General features: G+C 61.4%; 11 protein-coding genes. 9 read left to right on the top strand and 2 right to left on the bottom strand.

Going from position 1 to position 13,478, the window contains the following annotated elements; all coding sequences use genetic code 11:
* Positions 1–70: 70 nt before the first annotated feature.
* Positions 71–517, bottom strand: a complete 447-nt coding sequence (gene rnhA, locus J5X93_RS08635) for a ribonuclease HI (protein WP_043214135.1) — start codon at positions 515–517, stop codon at positions 71–73.
* 39 nt (positions 518–556) lie between these two features.
* A complete protein-coding gene (locus J5X93_RS08630) occupies positions 557–1,315 on the bottom strand; it encodes a class I SAM-dependent methyltransferase (protein WP_043214136.1) in 759 nt (252 codons plus the stop codon).
* Between the two features lie 82 nt (positions 1,316–1,397).
* Between J5X93_RS08630 and gloB the strand changes: the two genes are divergently transcribed.
* The 9 genes from gloB (at position 1,398) to J5X93_RS08585 (ending at position 13,474) form a co-directional block, all read left to right on the top strand.
* Positions 1,398–2,165, top strand: a complete 768-nt coding sequence (gene gloB / locus J5X93_RS08625) for a hydroxyacylglutathione hydrolase (RefSeq protein ID WP_043214138.1) — start codon at positions 1,398–1,400, stop codon at positions 2,163–2,165.
* 100 nt (positions 2,166–2,265) lie between these two features.
* Positions 2,266–3,693, top strand: a complete 1,428-nt coding sequence (locus J5X93_RS08620) for a lytic transglycosylase domain-containing protein (protein ID WP_090345848.1) — start codon at positions 2,266–2,268, stop codon at positions 3,691–3,693.
* Positions 3,694–3,860: 167 nt separating this feature from the next.
* Positions 3,861–5,693, top strand: coding sequence for an extracellular solute-binding protein (locus tag J5X93_RS08615; RefSeq protein ID WP_202959342.1), 1,833 nt, complete (start codon positions 3,861–3,863; stop codon positions 5,691–5,693).
* Positions 5,690–7,537: an extracellular solute-binding protein gene (locus J5X93_RS08610; RefSeq protein ID WP_182941382.1), complete on the top strand. Its 1,848-nt coding sequence runs from the start codon at positions 5,690–5,692 to the stop codon at positions 7,535–7,537. Before J5X93_RS08615 ends, J5X93_RS08610 begins: the two co-directional genes overlap by 4 nt.
* 1 nt (position 7,538) lies before the next feature.
* Entirely contained in the window at positions 7,539–8,612 is a 1,074-nt protein-coding gene (locus J5X93_RS08605) for a microcin C ABC transporter permease YejB (protein ID WP_043214147.1), read from the top strand.
* 1 nt (position 8,613) lies between these two features.
* The gene (locus J5X93_RS08600; RefSeq protein WP_043214149.1) at positions 8,614–9,633 is read left to right on the top strand and encodes an ABC transporter permease; all 1,020 of its coding nucleotides are present in this window, start codon (positions 8,614–8,616) and stop codon (positions 9,631–9,633) included.
* Between the two features lies 1 nt (position 9,634).
* Entirely contained in the window at positions 9,635–11,233 is a 1,599-nt protein-coding gene (locus J5X93_RS08595) for an ABC transporter ATP-binding protein (protein WP_102081777.1), read from the top strand.
* 269 nt (positions 11,234–11,502) lie between these two features.
* On the top strand, positions 11,503–12,066 hold the full coding sequence (locus tag J5X93_RS08590) for a TetR/AcrR family transcriptional regulator (protein WP_182943347.1): 564 nt from the start codon (positions 11,503–11,505) through the stop codon (positions 12,064–12,066).
* A 106-nt stretch (positions 12,067–12,172) separates the two neighbouring features.
* The gene (locus J5X93_RS08585; protein WP_011920678.1) at positions 12,173–13,474 is read left to right on the top strand and encodes an ISL3-like element IS1411 family transposase; all 1,302 of its coding nucleotides are present in this window, start codon (positions 12,173–12,175) and stop codon (positions 13,472–13,474) included.
* The last annotated feature ends 4 nt before the right edge of the window (positions 13,475–13,478 follow it).

Below are 13,478 nucleotides of genomic sequence, written 5' to 3'. Positions count from 1 at the left end.
CTACCACCTGACCAACCCAGGCTTTGTGGCAGCGGCCATACCCGCTGCAGTGCACCTTTGACTCAAGGACTCAGCGCTTGGCACGCACTTCGTCGACACCGCGGTTGGCCAGTTGGTCGGCACGCTCGTTGCCAGGGTGGCCGATGTGTCCACGCACCCACTTCCAGGTAACCTTGTGACGGTTGACCTGCTCGTCGAGCTGCTGCCAGAGGTCGGCGTTTTTCACCGGTTCCTTGGCCGCCGTTTTCCAACCGCGCTTCTTCCAGTTGGCCATCCACTCGTTGATGCCCTTCATGACGTATTGCGAATCGGTGGTGAGCACCACCTCGCATTCACGCTTGAGTGCCATCAGCCCCTGGATCGCAGCCATCAGTTCCATGCGGTTGTTGGTGGTTTCGCGCTCGCCGCCCCACAGCTCCTTCTCGACGCCTTTGTAAATCATCAGCACACCCCAGCCACCCGGGCCCGGGTTGCCCTTGCAGGCACCATCGGTGTAGATCTCGACGCTCTCGCTCATGTACCGCCTTTTCGCTCTGTGATATCGACCGCAGGCCCCTCAGGGCTCACTGTGGCGACGATTGACCTTGGCCAGCGGCAACGGCAGCAGTTTGCCCATGGGCTCGCGGCGCTCCAGGCGCAGCGGCCGCAGGCCCACCACCATCTTGCGCGCCACCACCAGGTAAACCCCGCCGCCAGCAGTCTGCCAACCGCCGGCCATGCGCTCCCAACCGGCCAAGCGCTGGTGCCAGGCCGGCGAAGCAAGCGGCGGACGATAGCACCCGAAGCGGCGTTTCTCCAGCGCGAAGCCCAGCAGGTTGAGCCAGTCGCCAAGACGCGACGGCGAGATGCAACGAGCCTTGCGCAACGCCCCGTGACTGAAGAAATGGCGCACGCCCCAACTGCTCCAGGGGTTGATCCCGACGATCAGCAGATGCCCGCCCGGGCGCACGGCGCTGGCGGCTTCACGCAACAAGCCATGGGGCGAGAGGCTGAAATCCAGGCCATGCTGCAGCACCACCACGTCGGCGGCATGCTCGGAAAGCGGCCAGGCCTGTTCTTCGCAGACGATTTCCACTCCCGGCAAGGGGGCGCCCAGGCGCACGTTGCGCTGCACTTGAGGCGCATTGGGCGGAGGCTCGGCACAGGGGCCGTAATGCACCAAGAAGCCGCCGAAGAAGCGGCCGAGTTCATCCTCGAGGAGTTTTTCCTCCTCGCGCAACATCAACTGCCCGAGCGGCCCGTTGAACCACTCACGGGCCAGGCTCATCAGCGCGATCCAGTCAGGATCGGCCTGGGCAAAGGCTTTGTCGGTCATTGCGTTCTCCCTCGAAGGTTCTCCGTCCGCGCCATCGCGGCTAAGATGCCTTCATGTTCACGCCAGGCGATTCGGTACGCACATGATACAGATCGATGCTCTTCCCGCTTTCTCCGACAATTACATCTGGCTGTTACAGGATACTGCCAAACGCCGCTGCGCGGTGGTCGACCCCGGCGATGCCGCCCCGGTGCAGGCCTGGCTTGCGGCCAACCCCGGCTGGGTGCTGGAAGACATCCTGATCACCCATCACCACCACGACCACGTCGGCGGCGTTGAAGCCCTTAAGCACGCCACCGGCGCACGCGTCTGCGGCCCGGCCCAGGAACGCATTCCAGCCCGCGACCTGGCGCTGGACGACGGCGACCAAGTAAAGGTGTTGGGCCTGGACTTCGACATCATTGCAGTGCCCGGCCACACCCTGGGCCATATCGCTTACTACAGCGCGCCGCTGCTGTTCTGCGGAGACACCCTGTTCGCCGCCGGATGCGGTCGCCTGTTCGAAGGCACGCCCGAACAGATGCACCAGTCCCTGTCGCGGCTGGCCGCACTGCCCACCGAGACCCGAGTGTACTGCACCCACGAATACACCTTGAGCAACCTGCGTTTCGCCAAGGCCGTGGAGCCGGAAAACCTGCACGTTGCCCAACGATTTGCCGACGTTACCCGGTTGCGCGATGAAGATCGCATCAGCTTGCCCTCGACCATCGGTCTGGAACGGCTCACCAACCCCTTTCTTCGCACGGCTGAAACATCAGTTAAACAAAAAGCAGACGAATGGAAGGGACATTCCAATACAAGCCAAGCCTCTGTTTTTGCTGCCTTGAGGTCTTGGAAAGACACCTTCTGATAACCCCAAGATATATCGCAACCCGTTGTCAACGGTTGACCCGGGGGGGACCGGTTTCTAGAATCGCCGAAATTTTTCGCCCGGAAACCTGTCCCAGCCGATGTCTTCCCGTAGCCGCAGAACCTCTCATTCCGTCGCCCTGACGCGTCTGGCCCAAATCAGCGCGCTGGCTCTGGCCGCCACCTTGGTGGGCTGCCAGAGCACCCGTCAGCTCGACGAATCCGACAGCGTTCGCGCAAGCTACCAGGCGCGCGTCAAGCACAAGCCTGCCCCGCTGATGGTCAAGAAAGCCGAGCAAGCCCCCCAGGATGTCTGGGAGCGCATGCGCCAGGGCTTCGCCTTGCAAGACAACATCGACGTCAACCCACGCATCGAGCAGCAACGCCTGTGGTTCGCCAGCAACCCGTCGTTCCTGGAAAACGCTGGCGAGCGTGGCAGCCTCTATCTGCACTACATTGTCGAGCGCCTCGAAGAGCGCGACATGCCGCTGGAGCTGGCCCTGCTGCCAGCGATCGAAAGCGCCTACAACCCGATGGCCTACTCCCGCGCCCATGCGGTCGGCCTGTGGCAGTTCATCCCCTCGACCGGTCGCCACTTCAATCTGCGTCAAACCAATTTCTACGATGGCCGCCGCGACATCACCGCGTCGACCAACGCTGCGCTCGATTATCTGGGCCGCCTGCACGACATGTTCAACGGCGACTGGCTGCTGGCCCTGGCGGCCTACAACGCCGGTGAAGGTACCGTGAGCCGGGCTATCGAGCGCAACGAGCGCCTGGGCCTGCCCACCGACTACTGGAACCTGCCGCTGCCCCAGGAAACCCGCGACTACGTGCCCAAATTGCTGGCCCTGTCGCAAGTGGTCATGACTCCGCAAGCCTACGGCGTCAGCCTCAGCCCCATCGCCAACGAACCTTACTTCGAAGCCGTGGCCATCAACGATCGCCTGGACCTGTCGCGTGTTGCGGCGTTCGCCGACATCGACGAGGACGAGCTGATCCAGCTCAATCCGGCCTTCAAGAAACGCATGACCGTGGACGGTCCCAAGCAGCTGCTGGTGCCCACTGCCAAGGCCCAATTGCTGACCGACAGCCTGTCCAACCTCAAGCCTGAGGAACTGGTTAGCCTGCAACCGAACAAGGCCGTGTTCCAGGCTGCCCTGGCCGAGACCAAGGCACCTGCGGCGACCCGCAGCTACCGGGTCAAGCGTGGCGACAACCTGGGCGCCATCGCCAAGGCCAACCGCGTGTCGGTGAGCGACCTGAAGCGTTGGAACCGCCTCTCGGGCAACCACCTCAAGGCCGGCCAGGTGCTCGCCTTGCGCGGTGGCAACCCATCGAGCGGAGCCGCCAACCGTGTCGCGGCCTCCAAGCAGCGCTCCACTCAATACAAAGTCCGCAAGGGCGACTCCCTGTATGCGGTGGCCAAACGCTTCAACGTCGAGATGAAGCATCTCAAGCGCTGGAATCCACGTAGCGGCCATGCCCTCAAGCCTGGCCAGACGCTGACCGTCTACCTGTCGCACTGATCCGATTGCCTTGGGGCCGCTGCGATGGGTGACAAAGCAGCCCCCGAGGACAAATCCAGTCACACTCCCCCGCGCCCAGCCCCGCGCCAGACACCCTTTTTCCATCCCAGACAAGCTGTTACTGTAGCCCGACCAACGCCCCACGCTGCCTGGATCGGATCACCGACTTGATACGTCCCCTCCTGTTGCTTTCACTCAGCCTCGCCATGAGCCTTCCCGCTGCCGCAACGGTGAGCGAAAGCCACGGTTATGCGCAGTTCGGCACCCTCAAGTATCCAGCCACGTTCACCCATTTCGACTGGGTCAACCCGCAAGCACCCAAGGGCGGCACGTTGCGGGCAATGGCGTTCGGCACCTTCGATACGCTCAACCCTTACACCTTCAAAGGCTCGAGCCCGGTCACCACGCCGAATTTCCTGCAGTACGGGGTCAACGAGCTTAATGAGCCGCTGATGGTCGGCACTGGTCAGTACGATCCTTCCGGAGACGAGCCCACCTCCAGCTACGGACTGATCGCCCGCTCCGTTGAGTACAGCGAGGACCGCAGCTGGGTCGTGTTCAACCTGCGCCCCGAGGCGCGATTCCACGACGGCCACCCCATCACCTCAGCGGATGTCGCGTTCTCCTACCGCACCCTGCTCAAGGAAGGCCATCCGATCTACCGCACCAACCTGCAGGAAGTGCAGCGCGTGGACATCCTCGGCCCGCTGCGCATCCGCTTTGTCTTCAAGCGCGCCGGCAACCCGCTTTTGATCCTGCGCCTGGGCGAGATGCCGGTGTTGCCCAAGCACTACTGGAAAGGCCGCGACTTCAAGGCCACCACGTTCGAACCACCGCTGGGCAGCGGCCCGTACCGTATCACCGAAGTTCAGCCCGGCCGGCGTCTGGTGTTCGAGCGAGTGAAGAACTACTGGGGCAAGCACCTCGCCGTCAACCGCGGCAAGTACAACTTCGACCGTGTCGAGTACGAGTTCTACCGCGACGCCACGGTCGCCTTCGAAGCCTTCAAGGCCGGCGAGTTCGACATCTACATCGAGCATCAGGCCAAGAACTGGGCCAACGGTTACACCTTCCCGGCCATCCGCCGCGGCCAGGTGATCAAGGCGCAGATCCCGCACCGCATCCCGACGCAAACCCAGGGGCTGTTCATGAACAGCCGCCGGGCCAACTTTAGTGACCCGCGGGTGCGCCAGGCCCTGGGCCTGATGCTCGACTTCGAGTGGACCAACCGCGCCCTGTTCAGCAGTGCCTACCGCCGCTCGACCAGCTACTACCCCAACAGCGAGTTCGCCGCCAGCGGTCTGCCCAAGGGCAAGGAGTGGCTGCTGCTGGCGCCGTTCCGTGACGAACTGCCGCCCAAGCTGTTCACCGAACCCTACACGGTGAGCCACACCGACGGGCGCGGCATCAGCCGCCAGACCCTGCGCCAGGCCCTGGCGCTGTTCGCCCAGGCCGGCTGGAAGCTCGATGGCCAGCGTCTGGTCAATGCCAAGGGCCAACAGTTCCGCATGGAGTTGCTGCTGGTCAACCCGAACCTCGAACGCATCCTTCAGCCCTACGTGGAAAACCTCGCCAGCATGGGCATCGACGCCCACCTGCGCACGGTCGACCGCGCCCAGTACAAGCAGCGCCTGGATCAGTTCGACTTCGACATGATCCTCATGACCCTCAACCAGACCCTGAGCCCGGGCCTGGAGCAATGGCTGTACTTCCACTCGAGCCAAGCCTCGGTCAAGGGCAGCAAGAACTACGCTGGTGTGAAAGACCCTGTGGTCGATCACTTGCTCGACACCCTGCTCGCCGCCCGCACCCGCGCCGACCAGGTCGCTGCGGCCCGCGCCCTGGACCGGGTGCTGTCGTGGCAGTACTACATGATTCCCAACTGGTATCTCGACAATCACCGCCTGGCCTACCGCAACCGGTTCGCCTTCGTCACCACGCCGCCCTATACCCTGGGCCTGAACAGCTGGTGGCTCAAGACTTCGGAGAAAGCCCAATGATGCCAACGCACCCTTTGCGCCTGCTGGCCGGCAGCCTGTTGCTGGCCTGCCTGAGCCTACCGGCGATGGCCGCGCCGCAACACGCCCTGACCCTCTACGGCGAGCCGCCAAAATACCCGGCGGACTTCAAGCATTTCGCCTATGTAAACCCTGACGCCCCCAAGGGCGGCACCTTCCGCCAGTCCAGCTTCGGCGGTTTCGACAGCCTCAACCCGTTCATCAACAAGGGCGTGCCAGCCGACGACATCGGCCTGATCTACGACACCCTGATGCGCCAGAGCCTCGATGAGCCCTTCACCGAGTACGGCCTGGTGGCCGAGAAGATCGAAAAAGCCCCCGACAACGGCTGGGTACGCTTCTACCTGCGCCCCGAGGCACGCTTCCACGACGGCCACCCGATGCGCGCGGACGACGTGGTGTTCACTTTCAACGCGCTGATGAGCAAAGGCGCACCGCTGTACCGCGGCTACTACGCCGACGTCGCCGAGGTGATCGCCGAAGACCCGCTGCGGGTGCTGTTCAAGTTCAAGCACAAGAACAACCGCGAGCTGCCACTGATCCTCGGCCAGCTGCCGGTGCTGCCCAAGCACTGGTGGGAAGGCCGCGACTTCGACCGTGGCAACCTGGAGATTCCGCTGGGCAGCGGCCCGTACAAGGTCGCCCAGGTCAAGGCTGGGCGCTCGATCCGCTACGAGCGGGTCAAGGACTACTGGGCCAAGGACCTGCCGATCAACCGCGGCTTCTACAACTTCGATGTCATGACCTACGACGCGTATCGCGATAACACCGTCGCACTGGAAGCGCTCAAGGCCGGGCAGTTCGACTATTGGCTGGAGACCAGTGCGAAGAACTGGGCCACCGCCTACGACATCCCGGCGGTGCGCGAAGGCCGGCTGATCCGCGAGCAATTGGCCAACGGCAACCCCACCGGCATGCAGGGTTTCATCTTCAACTTGCGCCGCCCTGTGTTCCAGGACGTGCGGGTGCGCGAGGCGCTGAGTCTGCTGCTGGACTACGAATGGACCAACAAGCAGTTGTTCAACGGCGCCTACACTCGCACCGGCAGCTATTTCGAGAACTCCGAGATGGCCGCCAGCGGCCTGCCAGGGCCGGATGAACTGGAGATCCTCGAGCCCCTGCGCGGCAAGATCCCCGAGCAAGTCTTCACCCAAGCCTTCCGCAACCCGGTCAGCGATGGCAGCGGCATGATCCGCGACCAACAACGCAAGGCCTACAAACTGCTGCAGGAAGCCGGCTGGAAGATCGTCGACGACAAGATGGTCGATGCCCAGGGCAAACCGGTGTCCCTCGAGTTTCTGCTAGCCCAGACCGAGTTCGAGCGCATCCTGCTGCCGTTCAAGCGCAACCTCGCCGACCTTGGAATCGAGCTGAACATCCGCCGCGTCGACGTTTCCCAATACATCAACCGCCTGCGCTCGCGCGACTTCGACATGATCGTCGGCGGTTACCCGCAATCGAGCTCGCCGGGTAACGAGCAGCGTGAGTTCTGGACCAGCGCCGCCGCCGACAACCCAGGCAGCCGCAACTTCATCGGCCTGCGCGACCCGGCCATCGACCAACTGGTCGAGCAGTTGATCAACGCAGACTCGCGCCAGAGCCTGATCGCCCACACCCGCGCGCTGGACCGCGTGCTGCTGTGGGGCTACTACGTAATCCCCAACTGGCACATCAAGACCTGGCGCGTGGCCTACTGGAACCACATCGGCCATCCTGAGGTGTCGCCCAAGTACGACATCGGCATCAACACCTGGTGGATCAAGCCCGGTGCGAAGCCGGCCGAGGCCCAGGCCGAAGAAGCGGCAGCCGCGCAAGGGGCGAACTGACATGCTGGCCTACATCCTGCGTCGCCTGCTGCTGATTATCCCGACCCTGTTCGGCATCCTGATCATCAACTTCATCATCGTCCAGGCCGCTCCCGGCGGCCCGGTGGAACAGATGATCGCCAAGCTCGAAGGCTTCGAAGGCGCCACCAGCCGCATCGCCGGCGGCGGCGCTGAAGTCTCGGTGGCCGGCTCCAACTACCGTGGCGCCCAAGGCCTGGATCCGGCCCTGATCGCCGAAATCGAGCGCATGTACGGTTTCGACAAGTCGGCGCCCGAACGCCTGTGGATCATGATCAAGAACTACGCCCGCCTGGACTTCGGCGAGAGCTTCTTCCGCGATGCCAAGGTCATCGATCTGATCGCCGAGAAGATGCCCGTGTCTATCTCCTTGGGGCTGTGGAGCACGCTGATCATGTACCTGGTGTCGATCCCGCTCGGGATCGCCAAGGCCGTGCGCCATGGCAGCCACTTCGATGTCTGGACCAGTTCGGCAATCATCGTCGGCTACGCCATCCCCGCCTTCCTGTTCGCCATCCTGCTGATCGTGCTGTTCGCCGGCGGCAGCTACTTCGACTGGTTCCCCCTGCGCGGACTGACCTCTAACAACTTCGACGAGCTCTCCACCAGCGGCAAGATCCTCGATTACTTCTGGCACCTGGTGCTACCGATCACCGCGCTGGTCATCGGCAACTTCGCCACCATGACCCTGCTGACCAAGAACAGCTTCCTCGACGAGATCAACAAGCAATACGTGGTCACCGCCAAGGCCAAGGGCCTGAGCCGCTCGCGGGTGCTGTACGGTCATGTGTTCCGCAACGCCATGCTGCTGGTGATCGCCGGCTTCCCCTCGGCGTTCATCGGCATCTTCTTCACAGGTTCTCTGCTCATCGAGGTGATCTTCTCCCTCGACGGCCTGGGCCTGATGAGCTTCGAGGCAGCGATCAACCGCGACTACCCGGTGGTCTTCGGCACCCTGTTCATCTTCACCCTGCTGGGGCTGGTGGTGAAACTGATCGGCGACCTGACCTACACCCTGGTCGACCCCCGCATCGACTTCGCCAGCCGGGAGCATTGACATGGCACTCTCCCCTCTCAATCGCCGGCGCTTCGAGCGCTTCAAGGCCAACCGCCGCGGCTGGTGGTCGCTGTGGATCTTCATCGTGCTGTTCGGCCTGAGCCTGGGCGCCGAACTGATCGCCAACGACAAACCCATCGCCGTACGCTACGAAGGCCAGTGGTACTTCCCCGCCTTCAAGCGTTACCCGGAGACCACCTTCGGCGGCGAATTCCCCCTGGAGGCGAACTACAAGAGCCCCTACATTCGCGAACTGCTCGCGGCCAAGGACAGCTGGGTGCTGTGGGCGCCCATCCCGTTCAGCTACCAGAGCATCAACTACGACCTCAAGGTCCCGGCCCCGGCACCGCCCTCGGCGGACAACTGGCTGGGCACCGACGATCAGGGCCGCGACGTTATGGCCCGGGTCATCTACGGCTTCCGCGTCTCGGTGCTGTTCGCCCTGACGCTGACCGTGCTCAGCTCCATCGTCGGCGTCATCGCCGGCGCCCTGCAGGGTTTCTATGGCGGCTGGGTGGACCTGGCCGGCCAGCGTTTCCTGGAGATCTGGTCGGGCTTGCCGGTGCTGTACCTGTTGATCATCCTCGCCAGCTTCGTACAGCCCAACTTCTGGTGGCTGCTGGGCATCATGCTGCTGTTCTCGTGGATGAGCCTGGTGGACGTGGTGCGCGCCGAGTTCCTACGCGGGCGCAACTTGGAATACGTGCGCGCCGCCCGTGCCCTGGGGATGCGCGACGGCCCGATCATGTTCCGGCACATCCTGCCCAACGCCATGATCTCCACCATGACCTTCATGCCGTTCATCCTCACAGGTGCCATCGGCACCCTCACTGCCCTGGACTTCCTCGGCTTCGGCCTGCCACCGGGCGCCCCCTCGCTCGGCGAGCTGGTGGCCCAAGGCAAGTCCAACCTGCAGGCACCGTGGCTTGGCATCAGCGCCTTCGCCGTGCTGGCGATCATGCTGAGCCTTCTGGTGTTCATCGGCGAATCCGCCCGCGATGCCTTCGACCCGAGGAAATGACATGAGCGAACACAACCTGATCGAAGTGCGCGACCTCTCGGTGGAGTTCGTCACCGGTGAACACGTGCATCGCGTGGTCGATGGCATCAGTTTCGACATCCGCAAGGGCGAGACCCTGGCCCTGGTCGGCGAAAGCGGCTCGGGCAAGTCCGTCACCGCGCATTCCATCCTGCGCCTGTTGCCCTACCCCCTGGCGCGCCACCCCAGCGGCAGCATCCGCTACAACGACCAGGACCTGCTGCAGCTCGGTGAAAAGCCCATGCGCCGCATCCGCGGGGACCGCATCGCGATGATCTTCCAAGAGCCGATGACCTCGCTGAATCCGCTGCACACCATCGAAAAGCAGGTCAACGAAATCCTCCTGCTGCACAAAGGCCTCACCGGCAAGCAGGCCACTGCCCGCACCCTGGAGCTGCTGGAGATGGTCGGCATCCCCGACCCGCACAAGCGCCTCAAGGCCCTGCCCCACGAGCTGTCCGGCGGCCAGCGCCAACGCGTGATGATCGCCATGGCCCTGGCCAACGAGCCCGAGCTGCTGATTGCCGACGAGCCCACCACCGCGCTCGACGTCACCGTGCAATTGAAGATCCTCGACCTGCTCAAGGAGCTGCAGGCCCGCCTGGGCATGGCCCTGCTGCTGATCAGTCACGACCTGAACCTCGTGCGACGCATCGCCCACCGCGTGTGCGTGATGCAGTGTGGCAAGATCGTCGAACAGGCCGACTGCACCACCCTATTCAAAGCCCCGCAGCACCCCTACACCCAAATGCTGATCAACGCCGAACCCAGCGGCGCCCCCGCCCACAACCCCGTGGGCGACCCCTTGCTGGAAGTCGAAGACCTGCGCGTGTGGTTTCCCATCAAGAAAGGCCTGCTGCGCCGCACCGTCGACCACGTCAAAGCCGTGGACGGCATAGACTTCAGCCTGCCTCAGGGCCAGACCCTCGGCATCGTGGGTGAAAGCGGCTCCGGCAAATCCACCCTGGGCCTGGCCATCTTGAGGTTGATCGCCAGCCGCGGCGGCATCCGCTTCCACGGCCAGAACCTCGAAGGCCTCAGCCAGAAAGACGTGCGCCCCCTGCGACGGGAAATGCAGGTCGTGTTCCAAGACCCCTTCGGCAGCCTCAGCCCCCGCATGTGCGTGGCCGACATCGTCGGCGAAGGCCTGCGCATTCACCGCATCGGCTCCCCTGCAGAACAGGAAGCGGCGATCATTGCCGCGCTGGAGGAAGTCGGCCTGGACCCCCGCACCCGACACCGCTACCCACACGAATTCTCCGGCGGCCAACGCCAACGCATCGCCATCGCCCGCGCGCTGGTGTTGAAGCCTGCGTTGATTCTGCTGGATGAACCCACCTCCGCGCTGGACCGCACGGTACAGCGGCAGGTGGTGGAGTTGCTGAGGAATCTGCAGCACAAGTACAACCTGACGTACCTGTTCATCAGTCATGACCTGGCGGTGGTGAAGGCGTTGAGTCATCAGTTGATGGTGATCAAACATGGGCATGTGGTTGAACAGGGGGATGCGCAGACGATTTTTCATGCGCCGCAGCATGCGTATACGAAGCAGTTGCTGGAGGCGGCGTTTTTGGAGGTTTAGGGGCCAGGACGGACCTGTTACGCGCGTTTTAATGGCTAAGTGCAGGAGAGGTCTCGCCTGCACCTGGCTTTTGAAAGAGCCCCACGCGCAAAACGTACGTAAACCTCACCAGCATCCGTCAGGCGCACCGTCCTGAACGGCATCTCTATATCCTATCGAGCCAGATAACGTTGTATAAGCGCTTGTAAATCAAGCATATTTTATTTTTCTTTGAAACTGCTGTAGCGAGGGTATTGACCATGGAGAACGATCGTTCTACCATTGCCGACATGAACAGCGAAAGTAGTAACGACACCAAAGAGCGGCTATTGAAGATCGGGGAAGACTTGATCTATCGCGGCGGAATTGCTGCAACCGGAATGGATCTTTTAGTAAAGACATCTGGTGTCGCTCGCAAGAGTATCTACCGCTATTTCGGCACTAAGGAAGCGCTCGTAATAGAAATTTTAAAGCGCCGCGACAGAAACTGGATGCGATGGTTCGAGTCGGAAGTAAATAAAGCCGATTCAGCAGCAGACAAGCTGCTACGCATGTTTGATGTGCTTTGCGACTGGTTCGCCTCTGAAAATTTCAGAGGATGCGCATTCATTAATACCGCCGGTGAAACAGGCGACCCAGAAGATCCAGTACGACGTGTGGATAAAGAGCACAAAGAAAACGTAAAAGCGTTTGTGCTCTCTCTCTGTAAAGAATATGGCTTCGATGATCCAGAGGCGCGTGCGCGCCAATTTCTGATTCTGATCGACGGCGCCATCACCGTTGCCCATTTACTTGGTGACAGCCGATCAGCAGTTGATGCAAAAGCCATTGCACAGCAACTGCTGAATCGTTAATGGCTCTTCGCATTTAAGGGTGTAGAAAAAATCTGACCGGCTGGAAAAGGAGTCGAGGATCTTAGAAAATGTAAGCTCTCACACCAACAAAAACTAAGCCCCCGACGTGAACAATCTTACCTTTTCTAGCCCTGATCTTTCCAGCTTTTGCCAACTGAATAACCTCGGCCTGACTGCCACTGGACAACATCTTTGTGCAGAGCGCGCCGTCATCGAATGTCGTTTAACCAAAGCACCCGAGCCATGCCCCAAGTGCGGGGCTGCTGGTGTTTCACGCGGTACTGTCGATAGGCATCTTGCTCACACACCTTACGGACAACGACCAACCAGATTGCTGCTGCGTATCCGTCGCTGGCGTTGTGCTTGCGGCTGTTTCTGGCATGAAGATACAAACAGTGCAGCACCTCCACGTTCAAAGCTTTCATATGGGGCGATACGCTGGGCATTAGCTGCCATCGTGCTGGATCATCTGTCGGTATCTCGTGTTGCGAGCCAGCTTGATGTTGCATGGCACACCGCTAATAATGCCATTATCAACGAAGGACGGCGCCTGCTTTTTAATGACTCGACACGTTTTGACGGTGTGACCGTGCTGGGCGTGGATGAGCATGTTTGGCGACATACACGCTGTGGTGACAAGTACGTCACCATCGTGGTTGACCTTACGCCCGTGCGTAACAAAAACGGGCCGGCCCGCTTGCTCGATGTGCTGGAAGGCCGCTCCAAACAAGCCTTTAAGCAATGGCTACAGAGTCGCCCCAAATCGTGGCGTGACCAGATCGAAAGCATTGCCATGGACGGTTTTACGGGGTTTAAATCTGCAGCGCAAGAAGCCCTGCCTCAAGCCCAAACCGTGCTGGATCCTTTCCATGTCGTGCGCTGGGCAAGCAACATGCTGGATGAATGCCGCCGGCGTGTGCAACACGACATCCTGGGCCGCAGAGGGCGTAAAAATGACCCGCTCTACAAAAGCCGTCGAACGCTACTGACTCGGATCAGCTACCTGTCTGACGCCAACAAAAAGCAACTGTTCCAGCTGTTTGCAGATGAGCACCACCTCGAAGTGGATTGCACCTGGAGCATGTACCAACGGGTGGTCAGCGCCTACAACGAGCCGGATCGAAAACGTGGTAAAAAACTCATGGAAGAGGTCATAAATATCATTACAGCCAGCGACTTGCCCAAAGCGCTCATCGAGGTGAAAGGCTTGGGGGAAACGCTGAAAAAATACGCTGAGAGCATCCTTGCCTACTTCGACCGGCCAGGAACCAGCAACGGTCCAACAGAAGCTATCAACGGGCGACTTGAGCACTTACGAGGTACCGCCTTGGGCTTTAGAAATTTAACCAATTACATAGCCAGGTGCTTGCTGAAGTCAGGAGGGTTTAGAAATCAGCTACACCCTTAAATGC

It is taken from the genome of Pseudomonas sp. BYT-1, from assembly GCF_023611805.1.
Lineage (GTDB): Bacteria > Pseudomonadota > Gammaproteobacteria > Pseudomonadales > Pseudomonadaceae > Aquipseudomonas > Aquipseudomonas guariconensis.
This window is presented reverse-complemented; position numbering and strand designations above follow the sequence as displayed.